This is a genomic window from Shumkonia mesophila (assembly GCF_026163695.1).
Taxonomy (GTDB): Bacteria; Pseudomonadota; Alphaproteobacteria; order Rhodospirillales; family Shumkoniaceae; genus Shumkonia; species Shumkonia mesophila.
Window position 1 is genome coordinate 1 of sequence record NZ_JAOTID010000020.1, and the last position, 17,260, is coordinate 17,260.

Annotated in this window: 18 protein-coding genes; 2 read left to right on the forward strand and 16 right to left on the reverse strand. The window is 69.8% G+C overall.

The annotated features are described in order from the left end of the window. The 3 genes from ODR01_RS22475 to ODR01_RS22485 all read right to left on the reverse strand — a co-directional run. The coding region (locus ODR01_RS22475; protein WP_316979954.1) for a hypothetical protein at nt 1–1,242 on the reverse strand (1,242 nt) is incomplete at its 3' end. Continuing rightward, a complete protein-coding gene (locus ODR01_RS22480) occupies nt 1,242–4,268 on the reverse strand; it encodes a host specificity protein J (protein ID WP_316979955.1) in 3,027 nt (1,008 codons plus the stop codon). The genes ODR01_RS22480 and ODR01_RS22475, both read right to left, overlap by 1 nt. Before the next feature lie 6 nt (nt 4,269–4,274). After that, nucleotides 4,275–4,925, reverse strand: a complete 651-nt coding sequence (locus tag ODR01_RS22485; RefSeq protein ID WP_316979956.1) for a tail assembly protein — start codon at nt 4,923–4,925, stop codon at nt 4,275–4,277. 75 nt (nt 4,926–5,000) lie between these two features. Between ODR01_RS22485 and ODR01_RS22490 the strand changes: the two genes are divergently transcribed. Continuing rightward, complete coding sequence (locus ODR01_RS22490; RefSeq protein WP_316979957.1) at nt 5,001–5,327, forward strand: hypothetical protein; 327 nt, start codon at nt 5,001–5,003, stop codon at nt 5,325–5,327. Here the strand turns inward: ODR01_RS22490 and ODR01_RS22495 are convergent. The 6 genes from ODR01_RS22495 to ODR01_RS22520 all read right to left on the reverse strand — a co-directional run bounded on the left by ODR01_RS22495 (nt 5,324) and on the right by ODR01_RS22520 (nt 10,295). Further along, entirely contained in the window at nt 5,324–6,061 is a 738-nt protein-coding gene (locus ODR01_RS22495) for a C40 family peptidase (RefSeq protein ID WP_316979958.1), read from the reverse strand. The two genes, ODR01_RS22490 and ODR01_RS22495, sit on opposite strands and share 4 nt — an antisense overlap. After that, complete coding sequence (locus ODR01_RS22500) at nt 6,061–6,783, reverse strand: phage minor tail protein L (RefSeq protein ID WP_316979959.1); 723 nt, start codon at nt 6,781–6,783, stop codon at nt 6,061–6,063. Before ODR01_RS22500 ends, ODR01_RS22495 begins: the two co-directional genes overlap by 1 nt. After that, the gene (locus ODR01_RS22505) at nt 6,780–7,124 is read right to left on the reverse strand and encodes a phage tail protein (protein WP_316979960.1); all 345 of its coding nucleotides are present in this window, start codon (nt 7,122–7,124) and stop codon (nt 6,780–6,782) included. The genes ODR01_RS22500 and ODR01_RS22505 overlap by 4 nt, the downstream gene beginning before the upstream one ends. 16 nt (nt 7,125–7,140) lie before the next feature. Then, nucleotides 7,141–9,456 carry a phage tail tape measure protein gene (locus tag ODR01_RS22510; RefSeq protein ID WP_316979961.1) on the reverse strand — a complete coding sequence of 772 codons (2,316 nt, stop codon included), beginning with the start codon at nt 9,454–9,456 and terminating at the stop codon, nt 7,141–7,143. A gap of 63 nt (nt 9,457–9,519) precedes the next feature. Next, nucleotides 9,520–9,708 (reverse strand): DUF7697 family protein, encoded by a 189-nt coding sequence (locus ODR01_RS22515; RefSeq protein ID WP_316979962.1) that lies wholly within the window; start codon nt 9,706–9,708, stop codon nt 9,520–9,522. Continuing rightward, nucleotides 9,708–10,295 carry a hypothetical protein gene (locus ODR01_RS22520; protein WP_316979963.1) on the reverse strand — a complete coding sequence of 196 codons (588 nt, stop codon included), beginning with the start codon at nt 10,293–10,295 and terminating at the stop codon, nt 9,708–9,710. Before ODR01_RS22520 ends, ODR01_RS22515 begins: the two co-directional genes overlap by 1 nt. A gap of 326 nt (nt 10,296–10,621) precedes the next feature. On the opposite strand from ODR01_RS22520, the gene ODR01_RS22525 reads away from it, so the two are divergent. Continuing rightward, on the forward strand, nt 10,622–10,861 hold the full coding sequence (locus ODR01_RS22525; protein ID WP_316979964.1) for a helix-turn-helix domain-containing protein: 240 nt from the start codon (nt 10,622–10,624) through the stop codon (nt 10,859–10,861). Between the two features lie 22 nt (nt 10,862–10,883). Here the strand turns inward: ODR01_RS22525 and ODR01_RS22530 are convergent, their stop codons facing one another. The 7 genes from ODR01_RS22530 to ODR01_RS22560 all read right to left on the reverse strand — a co-directional run bounded on the left by ODR01_RS22530 (nt 10,884) and on the right by ODR01_RS22560 (nt 17,252). Next, nucleotides 10,884–12,170: a phage tail tube protein gene (locus ODR01_RS22530; protein WP_316979965.1), complete on the reverse strand. Its 1,287-nt coding sequence runs from the start codon at nt 12,168–12,170 to the stop codon at nt 10,884–10,886. A gap of 42 nt (nt 12,171–12,212) precedes the next feature. Beyond that, on the reverse strand, nt 12,213–12,662 hold the full coding sequence (locus ODR01_RS22535) for a hypothetical protein (protein ID WP_316979966.1): 450 nt from the start codon (nt 12,660–12,662) through the stop codon (nt 12,213–12,215). Further along, nucleotides 12,652–13,347: a DUF6441 family protein gene (locus tag ODR01_RS22540; protein ID WP_316979967.1), complete on the reverse strand. Its 696-nt coding sequence runs from the start codon at nt 13,345–13,347 to the stop codon at nt 12,652–12,654. Before ODR01_RS22540 ends, ODR01_RS22535 begins: the two co-directional genes overlap by 11 nt. After that, complete coding sequence (locus ODR01_RS22545; protein WP_316979968.1) at nt 13,344–13,661, reverse strand: head-tail joining protein; 318 nt, start codon at nt 13,659–13,661, stop codon at nt 13,344–13,346. The genes ODR01_RS22540 and ODR01_RS22545 overlap by 4 nt, the downstream gene beginning before the upstream one ends. 71 nt (nt 13,662–13,732) lie before the next feature. Beyond that, nucleotides 13,733–14,767 (reverse strand): major capsid protein, encoded by a 1,035-nt coding sequence (locus ODR01_RS22550; protein WP_316979969.1) that lies wholly within the window; start codon nt 14,765–14,767, stop codon nt 13,733–13,735. 92 nt (nt 14,768–14,859) lie between these two features. Beyond that, nucleotides 14,860–15,801 (reverse strand): head decoration protein, encoded by a 942-nt coding sequence (locus tag ODR01_RS22555; RefSeq protein ID WP_316979970.1) that lies wholly within the window; start codon nt 15,799–15,801, stop codon nt 14,860–14,862. A 65-nt stretch (nt 15,802–15,866) separates the two neighbouring features. Beyond that, nucleotides 15,867–17,252 (reverse strand): S49 family peptidase, encoded by a 1,386-nt coding sequence (locus tag ODR01_RS22560; protein ID WP_316979971.1) that lies wholly within the window; start codon nt 17,250–17,252, stop codon nt 15,867–15,869. Nucleotides 17,253–17,260: the final 8 nt, after the last annotated feature.

Below are 17,260 nucleotides of genomic sequence, written 5' to 3' on the forward strand. Positions count from 1 at the left end.
CTCGCCCTTGAGGCGCAGCGCCGTGCCGCTCGGCTGGCCCGAGAGGTCGATATCGGCGACGTAGACCTTGCGGCCGGCCCCGGCGTCGCGCAGCACGGTCAGCACGGCGGCGGTGTATGTCGTCCCGTCGTCGCGGCTGGCCGAGACGATGACGTCGGTGTTGAGCACCGCCGTCCCGGCTACGTCCTCGTGGTCCAGGGTGACGCGCACCGTGGACGGCGCGGCGGCGGCCGTGATGGTGTTGGACACCAGCACCATCGCCGCCGATGTCACCGTCTCGACGAAAGCGCACGGCACGCCGTCGTTGATGTCCTTGGTGAAGGAAGCGCCGACGCCGACGGCACCCACGTAAGCCGCGCCGCCGCCAGTCACCACTTCGAAGGTGCCGGCCGGGCGGTAGCAGCCGACGTAATAGGTGCCCGATGCCGGCACCGTGTAGGGCGACGACAGGGTGAAGGTCTGCCAGCCCGCCCCGGCGTGGACGGCCGCCTGTTCGGCCATGACGGTGTAGTTGCCGGCGCCGTTGTCCCGGTAGACGGCGACCTGCCCGGTGAAGGCGACGGTCGTGTAGACCGAGATCGACTGGATCACGGCGTCGTTCGTCGCCGCCTGGAACAGATCGACGAACTCGCGGCCCGCCCCATAGAGGGTGCTGGTGCGTGCCCGATTGTCGGTTTGCGTGACGTCGGCGACGGTGCCGTAGGTGCCGGCGGCGGCGTCGAAGAGTTCGCCCGTCGAAGCGGCGGCGTCGATCCCCGCCTGGTCCTCGAAAGCGTCGACCACCGCCGCGCCCAGCGACAGCGCCGAGCGGCCCATCAACTCGGAGATGTCGAAGGCATTCAGGATGGCCATGTCGCGGGCCGTCTGGTCGGCGGCAAGGTTCGGCAGGCCGGTCAACTGCGACCCGTCGATGGCGGGAAGCTTGCCGGCTTCATCCAGCATCACGACATTGCCTGCCGTCGTTCCCGTGTTCTTGAAGGCCGCGGTGCCGAGGCCGGCCGGCGTGACCACGCCGGTCGCGGTGTTGATCGCGAAAATGGCCCGCCACTCGGCGCCGTCATACATCTTGAGCGTGATCGTGCCGGCCACCGAGGTATCGGCCCACCACTTTCCAGCCACCGGGTCGGCCGGCGCCGTCGTGCCGGAAAAGCTGCTGGCCAGAGCCGCCAGCGCCGCATTCAGCATGAGGGTGTATTCGGCACCGCCCTTGCTGTCGTCGATCGTCAATGTCGCCTGGGACATCAGGTTACCTCCGCCGCCTCGACCCTGAACTGGTCGATGGTGATCTGCTGGTTTGGGTTCGTGGTGGTCAGCCGGATGCGGGGCTCGACGCCGCGCGTCTCGTACTCGCCGGCCTGCAAAGCCTCCCAGGCCGACCACGCCGGATCGCCCGCCGGATCGTCCGGCGTGGTGCGGATCTCGACCCGGGCATCGGCCTCTCCGGCCGGCGCGCCCAGAAACGTCGGCCAGTCGCGCACCGCGCCCACTCGGTCGCGGATGGTATCGAGCAGGTTGACCGACAGCACGTCGAGGAGCGCGGTCAGCCGGACGCGCCGCACCGAGCCGAGGTCGAGGCCGCCGGCCGGCGTGAAAGTTCCGGCCGCCACAATCCCGCCGAACGCCCCGAAGTTGCCGACGTCGGCGACCACCGGCATGTCGGCCACCGCCCCGGCGCCGGCCAGCCGCAGGCTGCCGCCGCCCGCCACCGTGCCGTCGTGGGCGCCGATCCAGTCGGGATCGATCTGCATGACGCCGACCGGCGAATAAAGCAGCACGGCGGCCTGGTCGGTCGAGACCTCGGCGGCCGTCTCCGAAACCCGCTTGCCGGAATCCCGGGCCAGCACGTAGTAGGTTCCGGCCCTGAGCGGCGCCACCGCCTGCACCGCCGCGCCCGGCAGCGGGTCCATAATGCTGGTCGACTTGGCGATGCCGCCGCCCGTCGCCGAGTGGCGGATGAGGATGTCCCCGCCGATCCGCACGTCGAGGCCCGGGTGCGGGCTCCACGTCAGGATGGCCAGGCCGCCGGCCCGCGCCAGCGACAGGCCGGTCGGAGGTACCGGCAACGCGGCCAAGCCCCACAGGGTCTTGGACAGCGTGGCCCATGGCCCCCGCCGCCCGAAGCCGTCGACGCAGCGCGCGCGCACCGTGTAGGCGCCCTTGCCGACGTCGCGCAGTTCGACCGGCGGCGCCGTCACGAAGCCGAGCGGCGCAAAGGTTTCGGTCGGCCGCTTCACCTGGATCTCGATCCAGCGCACGCGTACGTCGGTCGGCGGGCGCCACGACACCGAGGCGCCGCCGGCGACGCCGGGGCCTGCCTGGTAGAGATACTCGGTGACGTCCAGGTCCTGCGGCGTCGGCAGCGGGCCGGTCGGCACCAAGCTCGTGCGGGCCGGCTGGAAATCGGCCGCGTCGTCCACCGCCTCGTGCAGGCCCGGACGGTAGGTCAGGCAGTCGAACTGGGTGACGCCGTTGCCCTTCTCGGCCACCGTGATGACGCGGGCGTATTCGGGCTCGATCTCGCCCGACCACATCATCCAGACGGCGCCCTCGACCGGCACAGCAGGCAGGTCCTCGGACAGCGTCAGCACGGTCGCCGCGCCGGGCCCGTTCGCCACCACGCGATCGGCGAGGCCGCCATCCGGCAGCCGGACCGACACGCCGTACGAGACGCCGGCTTCCAGGTCCACAGCGGCGTCCAGCGTCAGCGACGACACGGTCGCCGCCGCCAGCCGGCCACCCCAGCGGGCGCCCACCTCCTCGGCGTCGCGGATCCGGATCACGTTGCCGGGCCGCAGGTCGGTCAGGTCCTCGCCGCCGGCGAAGATAATCGGATCGAGATCCTGCGAAGCCAGCAGCCAAGCGCCGACGCGCCGCGCCTGGCCCCGGCTGTTACAGAGGAAGGCCGCCACCTGGGCCGGCTTGTAGCCGAAGCGGCGGATCGCCGGGCCGTCCTCCACCACCTCGAAGGCGACGCGGCCGACGTCGGCCGGGTCGTTCCAGGCGACGATGGCCGCCGTCGGCCTGGCGCGCAGCTTGCTGCCCGGCCGCTCGAACCGGCCGCCGACAACGTTGGCGTTGGTGACCAGGCGAACGGGATCGAGCGGCCGGTCGCACGAGGCCATCATGCCGCCGGCGCCCCAGAAGGCCATGCCCCGGAAGACCGACGTCAGCGTGGCGAGCACCGCGATGGCGTCGCGACGCGCCTCGATGACGCCGTTCATGGTGAAGCGAGGCTCCTGGCCGCCGAAGCCATCCGGCACCAGGCCGTCGCAATAGCGGCCGATCTCGTAGAGGTCCCACTTTAACTGCGAGAGCTGGGCCGCCGACACGAAGCGGCCGAGGCCCCACAGCTCACGCTGGCAGATGTTGTAGAACCCCCAGGCCGGATTGTCCGTCCAGTCGACCTTGAAGGTGCCGTCCCACAGGCCGTCGTAGGCGCGGGTGCGCGGATCGTAGTTCGACGGGATCTGGAAATCGGCGAGCCCCCAGACGTCGTAGGAGCGGCCGGGGATGGTGTTGCCGAACTGCTCGGCGTCGGCCTCGATGCCGATGACCGCCGAATAGGGGTACGACAGCTTGGATTCGGTGAGCAGGGTGACCGACGACACCCACGTTTCGTTCTTGAGCGCGGAGTCCTCGGAATCCGGCGTCGAGCGGAAGACGCCCCACTCCCACGAGCCGGCGGCAGCCGGCTTGGCGACCCGATAGCCCAGTTCGGCCGGGGCCGTGTTCTTGTCCGTGATGGCGACGTCGTGCGCAGTCTCCCACTCGCCGCCGGCCGGGCGGCGGCGCACGGTGAACGCCACCGATGTGCCTAGCAGGTCGCCGTTCGTCCTGTTCTGCGAGACCAGCGCCGGGAACTGGATCTTGATGCGCACGGCGTCGACGTCGGCGTCCGTCACACCGCGGATGACCGGCGCGTCGGCCTTCACCCGCACGCCGATCGCCACTTCCTCCTCGACCTCGTCGAAGCCGGGGATGGGATCCTGGTCGGGCGAGCCCAGACGCTCGCGGATGGTGATCCCGCTGAAGTTGGCGCTGCCGTCCGCCGCCTCGACGGGCGTGCCGTCGATGATGACCGACTTCAAGCCGTCGACCAGGCCGCCGATCGCGCCCTCGCCCAGCAGGTCGAGGATGCGCGCGACGTTCTTGGTGCGCAGCGTGTTGGGGGCTTCCTGGGCGACACGGCCCTCGCCGCCGCCGCCCTTGCCGCCCTTGCGGCCGAACGCCTGCGGGCGCGGCCCGCGCCGGCTGATGGGGTCCGCCATGATCGATCAGGCCTCTATGCGCTCGGCCGTCATACCGGCCGAAATGACGCGCGAGCCGACGATGGCCCGGCCGATGATCAGCGGCACCGGGCCGCCCTGCTCGGTGGTATTGACGGGCCCATTGAAAAGGAACGAGGCCCGCTGGTCGGCGCTCTCGAACTGCCCGAAGTCCTGCACGCCTGGAACCGGCGTCAGCGCTTGCGCGATGCCGCCCAGGATCATCGAGGCGCCGAACATCGCGATGTTGGCATAGGTCACCTCGAGGCCGATGCCGGCGACGGTAAAGGCCGTGGCCCCCATCCCCGTGCCGGCAACGGTGCCGCCGCCCGCCGCCGCCACGGCAACCGGCGCCGCATAGATCGCCACGACCATCAGCGCGGCGCCGATGATGACCTTGCCCACTCCGTTGCTCTTGCCGCCGGCGGCGACCGGGTGGATATCGACCCGCCCGGCGGAGCCGATGGTCATCCTCAGGCCGTCTTCGTCGACCTCGCGCGATCCCGCCAGCACGCGGAATTCGCCCTCGGCAATCGCCTCGCGGAAGCCATCGACCTGAAACAGCGCCCGCACGGCCTCGGCCGGCGTGACGATGTCCAGACTGAAGGGCCCGCCGAAGCGGGCCAGGGAACCGTGCAGGTGTACCTCGGTCAGCGGCATGTCGGCTCTCGCTCTGGTCGAAGGGCGCCCGATGGCGTAAGATCGCTCCCCTGATCACGCATCGGAGGAACGTCGATGGCCAACAAGCGGAAGGCATGGCTCTTGATCGTCGCCGGCGCGCTCGCCCTGGCGGCCTGCGGCGGCCCGTCCGGCAACAACTTTCCCGTCCCGCTGGTCCTGTCGGACGGCGCGCGCGGCTACAGCATGCGTGGTTACGTCTCGTACACCAGCTCCCGTGAAACCGCCGTCGATGAGGTCACCGGCCGGATGACAACCGCCTGCGGCGGCCCGGTCGAGATGAAACTCCTGGACCTCAGCCGCGCCGATTCCATCGGCGGCGTCCCGCACTTCCTCTACGAGGCGGTGGCGCGCTGCCTGCCACAGACCAGCAAAGCCTCCTAGCGACCAGCCTCGTACCTCAGCCAGTGCGTCACGTAGGTCTGCCAGCGGCTGCCCGGCTCGCGGCAAGACAGCCGTGTCGGGTCGACGGGCAGCTTGGCCGTCAGGTGGTGGAGGATCTCGCCGTTACCCAGGTAGAGGCCGCCGTGGTTGGGCACCGGCGACTTCGGCGTCTGCGCCAGGAAAACGTCCCAAGGAGCCTGGCGTTCCCCTTCGGCCAAACGGCGGAAGCCGGCCCTGGAAAACCCCTCGCGGTAGAGGTCGGCGCCGTTCCGCCACCACTCCCAGTCGCGCGGAAACTCGGGCAGCACGATGCCGCGCTCCAGCCGGTAGGCGTCGCGGATCACGCTGTAGCAGTCGGTCACGCCGTGGCGGAAGCCGCGTCCGACCAGCGGAGCGATCGGCGCGCCGTCGCCGAAGACGACCGGCGGCAGGCAACCGCGGCCATCGGTGCTGACCAGGACCCACGGCACGGCCGTCGCCACCTGCTGGCGCATGTCGTCACCCGACGGGCAATCCGGCCCGCCGGGGTGGGAATGCACGATGGCCTCGACCGGCGAGAGGGAGGCCAGCCGGCGGGTGGCGATGCGGAAGGCCTGCGTCCGGTCGGCCGCCACGTTGCGGCAGCGCACGTATGCGCCGCCCTTGATCACCCCGCAGGCCTCGGCCGGGAAGGCGGACAGCGCGTGGGCGCAAATCGCCGCATGCGCCTCGGTCGACAGCAAGAAACCGCCCATCACGACCTCACCTTCGCCACGCCGGGGAAGCCGCCGAACGGGATGGCCCCCGTGGCGGCGAAACGCAGCTCGCAGTCGCGCAGCTGCTTGCCGCAGCGGTCGGCCGCCGGATCGGCGACCGTCTGGCCGCGCTCGTTGAAATACGCCGCCCCCGTGTACGGGCAGAACACGTGGGCATAGTCGAAGGCGCCGGTGGCCGCGTCCCACAGCCGGTAGGTGAAGGGGCAGTAGTCGCGGATGATCACCCGGCCCGGAAGCTGCACGCCCGCCTGGTCGACCGGCGAGGCCAGCACGACCGTGATGGTGGCGCCGTCGATCGGCCGGCGCACCTGGTCGACCGCCCAGATCTCGATGGGCCAGTGAACCGAGCCGTCCGGATCATCGCCGTCATCGAGGTGCATGCGCTTGGTGCGGATGCGCTCGACCATGGCGCCGCGCAGGTTGTCATACTGCTTGAGCAGCGAGACGATGGAGAGCGACGTACGCGGCAGGGTGAGTGTCGGCTCGACCGGCGAACCCTCGCCCGTCCACGAAAACCCCTCGGCCTTGACGTCGACCGGCGCGTATGTCACGCCGTCGAAGGATACCGGTTGGCCGTCCGGCAGCACGTGGCGGGAGAAGCACACCTTCTCGGCCTCGCCGAAGGCCGAAAGGTCGAGCCGCCACAGTTCGACCGTGGCGTCCTGGGCAAGCTTCTGGGCCTCGGCGTGCGGGATGGTCACAGTACCACCTCCTGCCACTGGGCGGTCACCGCATAGGTGCCCGCCTTCAACCAGGTCTTGCGCCACGCCGTGCACTTCCACTGCCGCGCCACCGCGTTGCCCGGAAGCTGATAGGTGAAGCGGCCGACGCCGGCCAGGCCGGCGAAGAAGGTGACGATGGCGTCGGCGTCCGCCTCCGTGAGTTGCATCCAGGCGACCTGGATGGCAGCCAGCATGGTGTTGATGCCGTCCGGGCTGTCCTGGCTGTAGCCGTCGCCGAGGGAGACCGACTGCACGCGCGGCGTCACATCCTCGGTGAGGCCAACCGACGGCGCGCGCGGCGGGGTGAACGGAACGGCCATCCTCCTACGCCTCCCCTTACACCATCCGTTGGCGGTTGAGCAGCCCGCCCGGCCGCATCTGCTTTTCGGCGGCGGCGATCAGGGCGGCGTTGGCCTTCTCCTCGACCAGCTTACCGAGCGCGTTGAGCGCGGCCGGGTCCATCGCGCCCGAACCTTTACTCTCCAGGTTCACCGTGACCGGCGAGTTGATGATCACGTCGCCGGCGGACGCCGCCGACAGCAGGCGGTCGGCATTGTCCATCTGCCTGGGCGTGAACACGCCCTCGTCGCGCCTGAGGATGGCGGCGAACTCGTCGCGCTTGAGCCAGCCGTCGTGGAGGCGCGGCGCGGCGCCGTACAGCGCGGAGGGTACCGCGCGCCGGGCCGGGGGAGGCGTCCCCACCTTCCAGCCGGCGTGCCCCACCGCCACCGGAGTGATCCCGGCATCGGCGATGCCCGCCGATCCGCCGCCGCCCCAAAGGCCGCCGATCCACGAGGAGAACCCGGCGGCCAGCGGCGCCGTGACGCTCTGGCGCAGCAGGATGCGGGCCATGTCCATGGCGAGGCCGCGCAGCACATCGCCGAGATCCTCCGCCTGGAGGATGGCGTCCTCGAACGCCGAGGAGAATGACATCCCCATGTCGGCGCCCATCCGCTTGACGGACTCCGTGCTGTCCTTCAGGCGGTCGAGCTCGGCGCGCTGTTCGCCCAGCTTGCGCGCCGCGTCGTCGATGGCCGTGATCTCGGCGGGCGACAACTCGGCGCCGGCGCGGCGGTACTGGTTGACGAGGTCGATCTGCGCCTTGACGCGCGCGTATTCCTCCTCGGACTGGCGCAGCGCGGCGATCAGCCGCTCGTTGTCCGAGATCTCCTGCTCGATGCCGTCGGCGATCTCGCCCTGCTTGAGCAGCTTCTCGTATTGGGTATCGAGATAGGCGCGCTCGATGTCGTTGACCGCGCGCAGCCCCTCGGTGGCGTCCCAGTACCGCCCGGAAAGGTAGGCGATCATCTCGCCGGCATCGCTGTCGATGCCGACGCCGGCCTTCTTCAGGTCGTTATAGACGGCCTGCTCGCGCGCCGTGCGGCCGAGCTGATCCTCCTGGAAGCGGAGGTCTTGGAGAACCTTGTCCGCCTGCTCGGAGATCCGCTCTCCCGCCCCGCCGCCCGCCCCTGCACCGGCGGCGGCCCGCTCGGCATCGCGCCTTTTAACCTCGTCGGCGACGCGGTTGTACTCATCCAGGATTTCCTGCGCCTTCGCGCGGGCCGCATTCACGGCCTGCCCCTGCCGGTCGAGGGTCTGCCTCGGCGCGCCGGCCGCCGTGAAGGCGCTCAACTTCCCTTCCTGCCCGTCCAGCAGCTTCCGGTATTTATCGTATTCCGCCGCCAGCTCACCCAGGCGCTTCCGCAAGCCACCCGAGGTGGCGTTCTCGACGTCGCGCCAGTTGTCGGCCACCTCGCCGATCCATTTGGCGACCCCCGCCCAGGCCTCCGCCAAGTCGATCAGCAGGGGGGAGAGGGAAATCAGGGCGCCGTTCATCTGCGTGTCGATGATCGTCTGCATCGTTTGCAGCTTCTTGTTGGCCTCGGAGGCCTGCCGGACCATGCTGGCGTCCAGCACCGCGCCCATGTCGCGCGCCTCGGCCCGCATGCGGGCCAGCGCCGCCGAGCCCTGGCCCAGCATGCGCACCATGACGGAGCCTTCCGCCTCGAACAGCTTGGCGGCCAGGGCGTTGCGCTGGCTCTCATCGGCGATCGCGGCGAGGCCGTCGGCGACCTCCGGCAAGATATCCTCCAGCGTCTTCGCGTGGCCGGTGGCGTCGAAGATGGAAATCCCCAGCTGCTTGAATGCCTCCTTGGCCTCGCCGCGGCCGAAGTTGGCGATCTCGCCGACCCGCCGGCCCAGGCTGGCCAGCGACTTCTCCAGGGTGTCCGCGCCAACGCCGGTCTGCCCGAAGGCATAGCGGTATTCCTGCAAAGCCTCGACGCCGACGCCCAATTGCCCGGCGCGCTCGGCCAGGGCGCCGACTTCCCTGGTCGCCTCCGCCGCCGCCCGCGTCGTCTTGACGATGGTGGCGGCGATGACGGCGATGGCCGCGCCGGCGATGAGGCCGGCCGGGCCGAGCGCGATGAGGCCGGCACCAACGGCGCCGAGCGCCCCGGCCTGCGCCGTCATACCGGCGCGCACTTCCTTGCTCACCGCGTTCAACGCCAACAGGCCGCGCGAGGCCGGCTGGCTCTGCTTCTCGATCCTCGCCAGCGCCTTCTGGCCGTCCTCGCCCAACGCCATGAGGGCGCGGCGGACGACCTCGCCATCCTTCAGGCTCAGCCGGATGGAGACGCTACGCTCGGCCATCGCTCACTCCATGAAAAAGGGCCGTCCGGCGAAGGGCGGCCCCCGACTTGTCATGCCCGGATTTCAATCGGACGTGTCGCCGTCCCGGCGGTTCATCGCGCGGACCATGCCTGCCTCGCCGTACGGCAGCAATTCCGCCATCGCCACCCCGTCCAATCCCAGCGCCCCGGCCATCGCCAGCGCCGCTGCCATATCGAGGCCAATGACGGCGCCGCCGGCGGTTACCCGCAACTGTCCGTGACTGGACAGCATCAGGCTCCAGGCCTGGTTTCCCTCTTCGGTTTGCGGCCGGTGGAGATGGTAGGCGCACGGCCGCCCCCCCTCGCCGAGGCCGCCGTCGGCGCACGGACTCCCGTTGTCGCGGCACCCTTGGCAGTAGCGCGGCCCGCCGCCGAAGTGCCATTCGGCGAGGGCCGCGATCCGTTTCCCTCCGATACCACGGCGGCCACCGGCCGCGTGTAGGCGACGAGAAACGCCTCGGCGACGTCGGCGATCATCATCAGCTCGTTGACCGCATTCTCCGTCACCTCGGCCGCCTCGCCGCTGGCGTCGAGCACGCCCTCCCACGCGAGAATGGCGAAGCGGGCCAGCGCCTGCGCGTAAAGGAACTGCGACAGGCCGGCCACCGCGTCGCCGTCGGTGAGATCGGGAAGGCCCTCGATGATGCCTCCCGCCGCCGACACCTCGGCGTGCTCCTCGCACAGCTGCCGGGCCAGCCGCATGCCCCGGCCGCGCGCGGCCTCGTAGATCGCCGTCGTCAGCGGCCGAACGAAAAGGCGCAAGCCGTGCGGCATTCCTTCCAGCCAGTACGGTTTCTTTGGTATGTCCAGACGGATCATTTATGCCCACCTTTCATGGGGAGAATAGAACGCGACAAGCCTCTGAAAATCAAGCGTTTTCTTCTGGCGTATTACTTCGGATGTTCATCCGTATTCATCGCGATCAATTCCCCTATTCCTCCGCATATCTCGTGGTTTCTTTCGAGACGCCATTTCTTTTACGGAAACACCGTTTGGTTTTTACCGACAAACTCCTCCGGGTTCGATGGCGCGAACCGGCCCCATGCTAACCGTTTTCGCGAACTTGCACGAAAACCGTAATCATAGACGGTTGAAAACCTGCGTTTGCCAATGCCGGAATTCCCTCTTTCCGGCAGATTCAACCCATGATCACACCCGCACAATGCCGCGCCGGCCGCGGCCTGCTGAACTGGACCCAAGCCCAACTGGCCTCTCGCGCCCATGTCAGCGAGAGCACGGTCCGCCATTTCGAGAGCGGCCGTCACGTCCCGACCCACAACAACCACAAGGCGATCGGGCTCGCCCTTGAGGAGGGTGGCGTGGTGTTTCTGCACGACTCGGACGTGTACGGGCCGGGTGTCCGCCTCCGCGACCGGGAGGAATAATCTCCGGCCCAACCTGGCCCGCCTAATACCCCGCTACGTCGTTGTGAAGCGTGGCGCGCAGCATGTAGCCGGCCGAGGCGTCCTTGGCGGCCCGCCAGTCGTAGGTGGCGGAGACGCCGCCCGGACCGCTGACCTCGTGCTTCTTGCGCGGCAGGAAGACGCGCGGCAGGTCGAAGACGACGCGGAAGGCGTCGGCGCCGGGAATGGTGAAGCGGTACTCCATGGCGACCGGCGTTTCGGCCCCCACCGCCGTGCGGATGGTGGCATCGGTGCCGAAGCGCACGTCGACGCTGCCGGTCGCCGTCGCCTCGGTTTCGTCGGCTCCGTCGATCAGGCCGTCGTCGCGGATGCTCTCGACCCGCTCCAGGTTGTTCGAGAAGGCGATCTTGCCGCCGGTCACGTTGGCGAGCTGCGCGCCGTTCAGCTTGATCGTCCCGCTGCCCTGATTGAAGCGGCGCAACGCGTGCGTGGCCGGCGCGGCGTCAGCGGCGGCTGCCGGATTGCTCTCGCCCTGGAAGACGAGGCCGACGGTCGCGTTGGCCGGCCCGGTGCGGGCCATGTCGAAGGACAGCGTCTCGGCCTTGCCACCGAAGTTGCGGCTGAAGTAGGGCGTGGTGAGCGCCGTGTGGCCGACCTCCAGGGCCGCCGACGGCAGGTCGCCGCCCGACGTGAAGACGTGATCGACGCCGCCACCGGCCAGCGTCGCCGCCGAAACCGTGGCCGCGCTGGCCGCGAGAGTGAAGGTGTTGCCGGCGACGCCGGCGGTGTCGCGCTCGACGGTCAGTTCCTCGGTGCCGGTGACGCGCGAGTACGTGCACTTGGCGACCTCGGCGTCGGCCGAGGCGTTGAGGTCGATCACCAGCTGGTCGATGGTCTGGATGACGGTGGCCTGGATCAAGGTTTCGCTGCCGGCCGGAGCGGCGGCGACGAAGGTCCAGACGGTGCCGTTGAGCGTGATGGTGTCGTCCGGGTCCGGCAGCGCGGAAAACGCGATGGTCCCCTTGGCCTTGACGGGCGTGCTGACCGGCGCGCCGAGCAGCGCCTTCAGCCACCACCCAAAGGCGCGCAGGTCGATCGGCACCTCGATGGCGCCCTCGTCGCTGATCGCCTCGTAGAACGGGTCCTGAGCGTCGCGGCCCTGGCCGAGCAGGGGATCGTAGCCGAGCGGACGCTCGGCGCCGATGGTCGAGCTCTTGAATGAAAGCTGGGTGTAGACGCCTCCGCCGGAGCCGTCCGGCGGCGTGCCGTAAACGGATTCGAAGGCGCCCAGCAGTTGGGCGTCGGCTCCATAAGCCCGGGTCTTCGCCATCGTCGGTCTCCTTTCTTCCTCGATTTCCTCAACGCCGCCGCGTCAGCCGAGCGGCGAATCCGTCACATAGTCCAGGACCACCGGCACCCGCACCGCCTTGATGGCGGCGGCGCCCTCGACCGGCTCGTCCATCGTGTCCGGCGCGCCCGGGGACGCCATCTCGACGGCGCCGCCGAGCGTCGGATCGGCGGCGAGCGCGTCGCCGACGTCGCGAAGCAGCGCGTCGATCCAGGCGTCCCGCGTCGCCGCGGTCGACGCCTGGTATTGCACGATCACCTCGGCCTCGTGCGCGAAGGCGTAGGCCGGCGGCGACAGGTAGACCTCGGGTTCCCCCGGATCGCCGTCGCGCAGGGATACCAGGCCGCCGGCCGGGATCTCCCGCGCCTCGGCCTCGTTGCGCTCGACCTGGGGCGCCGGCGCGTTCGTCCACGCGATGCCCTGCAGCAAATCCAACAGCGCCTTGAGCGCGGATTCCCGTCGGCTATCGGCCATTGCCGCCTCCCGTCGCCTCGTTCCACCGCAGGAGGATCAGCTCGGCGGCGCGGTCCGCCGCCCGGGCCGCGACGCCGGCGATGTCTAGGCGCTTTTCGATCCTTACCTGCGGCTTCAAGATGAACATCGGCACCACGCCGTGGCGCAGCAGCTCGCGCGTGCGCCGGGCCCGGCCGCTGCCGAGGATGTGCGTGTTCACCGCCGCCAGCTCGCGGATCGTGCCGCCCTGCGTCTTGCGCTGGGCGTGCTGGAGCCTGGCGAACAGCAGCAGGTCACCGCCCGGGCCGCGCGCCACGAAGCTGTCCTTGAGCTCCGCCGGACGGTAGATGACCCGGCCGCCGCGGCGGCCGAGCCGCCGGTTGAACTGGGTGGGGATGGCGAGATAGCGGCCGTTCACCGGCCGGATGGTCTCGCCGTGCTCCAGCGCCCACAGCGCCGCCCGCGCCCCGCGCCCCTTTGGATACACCAGGGCGGCCGACGAAAAGGCCGAACGGCCCCGGTACACCTTCACCGCCCAGGCCCGGCCCAGAGCGCCCAGGCCCGCCTCCTGGGTATGGGATTTCAGGTTGTCGCGCAGCTCGGTGCCGGCCTGGCGCAGGCCGGCCACCACCGCCTTGCGGGCGCCCTCGATCTCCTCTCGCATGATCTTGCGCAGGTCGCCGGCAATGGCCGCCTCGAGCCTCATGGTTGGGGCACCGCCGCCATCGTCCAGGTCAGCCGTTCCGCGTCGCGGACCGGCTTTTCGTTGACCGTGTAAGCCGTTCCGCCGACGGTGAAGACGTCGCCCTTGGCCGGCGCGGCGATCTCCGAAACCCGGACCTCGATCGTCGTCGTTTCCGATACCACCGGGCGGGCGAACGGCGAGGCCAGTTCGTCGGGCTGGCTCAGCATCACCCGCACCGGGCCGGCCCACGCCGCGCCGCCGGCCGGCGTGTAGATGGCGTCTTTCGCCAGGATCGGGTCTGCGAACAGCGCGTCGACCATCGCGGAAAACGTCATCGGTTGTCACCCCGTCGAAAAGGGACGGGGCGGCCCGGAAGCCGCCCCGCCAGTCCTGCCGTCGCCTTGGATCAGGTCCGCTTGGCCCGCTGCAGGGCCTTGGGCCGCGTGCAGATGAACAGCGGGTAGCTGTACCCCTCGACATCGACCCACATGTTGCGGTCCTTGTCGGGGACGAGGTACGGGTAAATCTCGCGGCCCAGCGTGTTGACAAACTCGAAGCTCTCGCCCGGCGACAGCGCCCGCTGGAAGAGGCCAGGCACCACCGGGAAGAACTTGCACTTGTCGGTGTGGATGCCGACCTTGCCGTCGTCCGAGCTGTGGTAGTTGACGAAGGTGATGCCGCCGTAGCTGACCGTCTCGTAGGCGGCACCCTTGCGCATCTCCGAGGCCTCCTGCTGGTTCAGGTAGGTCTCGCGCACCTCCTTGTGGGCGGTCAGGTCGTCCCAGAAGGCGTTGCCGGCCAAGCCCATGACGGGAATGGCCTGGGGCATGACGCTGCCCATCTTGAGCCCGGCCAGGGTCTGGCGCACCACCTGCGTGCAGACCTTGCGGACGGCACCGCTGGCCGGGTTGTTGTTGTCGAGGTCGAAGTCGATCTCGTTGTCCTGGGTGATCCCGAAGGCATCGAACCAATCGATGATCTCGGAATTGTCGGCGTCGTAGACGATGCCCTGGACGGCGCCGAGGCGGTGGTATTCCCAGGTCAGCTCGATCCGGGCCTTGATGCCCGTCGGGCCGGCGTAGCGCCTGGTCACCTCGTCCATCACCTGCATCAGCTCGGTCTCCGAGCCGAAGGCGCGGATATCCTGGATCTCGCTCGCCATGATGCGGTCGCCCTCGGCGATCCGCACGGTGCGGAAGTCGCGGATCTCGCGCTTCTCGTTGGTGCGCTGCGGCAGCGGCGCGCCGCGCGGCGTCGTCTGGATGACGCCCAGCACGCCGTTGCGCTCCTCGACGGCGACGGTCAAGGTGCGGACCGGGCGGTCGACGAACAGGTTGGGGATCGACCCCAGGAAGTTGGGGGCGTAGGGAACGCGCTCCACGGCGTCGACGAGGCTGACGCAGGAGAACGCGTTGTTTCGGAAGATGTCGATGGTCGGCATTTGAGTTCCCTCCTTTGGGGAAAATGACGTCAGCCCGTCACCGCCGGCAGGGCATATCCGGCCGGCGGTGAATGATCGTTGCCGGAAGGCCGCTAGCGGCCGATGATGCCGGCGGCCGCCAACTGGGCGAGGCCGGCCGCCTTGTTGTCCGTGGTCGCGCCGGTGAACCACACCAGCTCGGCCGCGTTGACCTCCAGGTCGCGCACGAGGCCGACCCCCGGCAGGGCGCCGTCCGTCGCGTCGACCGCCTCGAAGAGGATGGCCGAAGCGACCTGGGAGCCGTCGACGTTGGCCGGGTTCCACGTCTTGTAGTGCCCCGAGCCGGCCGCCACGGTGACGGTGAAACCGTCGCCGACGACGTATTCCGCCGCGTCGGGCGCGCCGACGGTGAAGTTGATGTGGGTGGAGACGAAGGGGGTGCCGACCGTCGCCGTGCCGAGCACCGTCCCGTCCGGGGCGGTCACCGTGAAATCGCCGAGCCCGGTCGGCACCGCCGCCGTCACCGTCACGTTGAAGGCGTCGCCCGCCCCGAAGTTGGTGGCGCCGTCGGCGATGGTGAACTTGATGTGGGTGCTGTCGAAGGCGACCCCGACGGTGGCGACGCCGATCTCGACGCCGTCCGGGTCTTCGACCGAGAAGGTGCCGGCATCGGTGGCCGGTTCGATGCAGGTGACCCGGTAGACGCCGGGCTTGACGGCGGCGCCGACGGCGGGATCGGCGAGCGTCAGCGCGCCCCGGGTGCCGATGGTGCCGTCGAACGCCGCCGCGGCGGAAAAGCCGCCGCCGACGCAGGCCAGCAGGTAGGCGCCGGCCACCGCCGCCGCTCCCAGCGTGATGGCGCCCATCGCGCCGTCGCCGGTGTTGCCGCCGGTCTTTTCCGCCGAGGTGGCGGCGCCGAGCGTGGCCTTGCCGAGGACGGCGCAGGCGGCATAGGCCGCGCCGGCCGCCAGGGTGATGGGGTCGCGCGAACGGGTCTTGCTCGCCTCGGAGACGATGCATTCACCCGCGTGGGTGGTTTCGGTGAGAACGGGCATGGGATAGGTCCTTTCCTCGAAAAAGATGAAACGATCCGGCCGAATGGGGCGGATCGAGCGGCGCGCTACTTCTTGCCGCAGACGCGATCGACGGAGGCCTTCCAGCTTTCGCCGGTTTCGGCCGACGGCGCCCCGCTGCCGAGCGGGGTGCTGCCCACGGCGGCCATCGCCGCGTCCAGCCCGGCGCCCTTGGGCGACGCCGCCAGCGCCTTGATGGCGTCCTCGACGGAAAGGTCCGTCTCCAGCGCCAGGTGGCGGGCCAGGCCGTCGCGGCCCTTCGCCTCGGTGGCGTTGAGGATCGCAGCGATTCGCCGCTTGACGGCCGCCGCCTTCTTGCCGGCGTCCTTCTCGTCCTCGTCTTCGTCGTCGCTTTCGCCGTCTTCCGCCTTGGGATCGTCCTCGGGGTCCGTTTCCGGATCGTCCTTCGGCTCGTCCTCGGCGGCCTTCGGCGTCTTCTTCTCTTCTTCGGCGGCCTTCAGCGCCGCCCGGTCTTTGAGAGACATGGGTTTGCTCCTCTCCTCTCGGGTTGTGGCGCCCATCGCGCCGGTGCCGGCAGCGCCGCCGGCAAGAAACTCCTGGAACGCCGCGAAGGCGGCGTCGGGGGACGCCACCTCGTCGGCGAAACCTGTCGTCACCGCGTCGCCAGCCGTCAGGCAGCGCGCCTCGGTGGCCACCACAGCGGCGGCGTCCAGCCCACGGCCGCGCGCCACGGTGTCGGCGAACAGCGTGCGGATGCCCTCGATCTCGGCCTGGATGGTGTCGCGCACGTCGTCTGGCAGCGGCTGGTAGGGATTGCCGTCGACCTTGTGCGCCCCGGCGTGGATCAGCGTCACCTTGACGCCGACCTCGTCGAGCATTTTCGAAAAATCGGCGTGCAGGCAGACGACGCCGACCGAACCGACGCCGCCGGTGCGCGGCACGAGCACGCGGTCGCACTGGCTGGCCAGGGCGAAGGCGGCCGAGTAGGCGTACTCCGTGCACACCGCCCACACCGGCTTCGCGGCGCGCGCCGCGAAGATGGCGTCGGCCAGGTCGAAGCAGCCGGCCACCTCGCCGCCCGGGCTTTCGACGTCGAACAGGATGCCGCGCACCTCGGGATCGGCGACGGCGTCGGCCAGCTTGACGGCCAGGCCGTCGTAGCCGGTCATGCCGCACCAGGGATCGAGGGTGCCCAGCTTGTTCACCAGCACGCCCTCGACGGGAATGATGGCGATGCCGTCGACCAGGGCGAAGGTCTTGCGCTCCGGCCGGTCGCCGCGCATGGCGTCGGCGGCCAGCGTATCGAGGCGCACCGGGCCGCCGTCTTCGTCGGCGTCGGCGCGGATCAGTTGTCCGGTCAAGCCGGTCCGGTTGGCCAGCACGCCCAGCAGCTGCTGGGCCTTGTCAGGCGTGATCAGCAGCGGCGGGCCGACCAGACGTTCCAGAAGCCGGTGATAGTCGATGCTAGGCATGGGTTCCC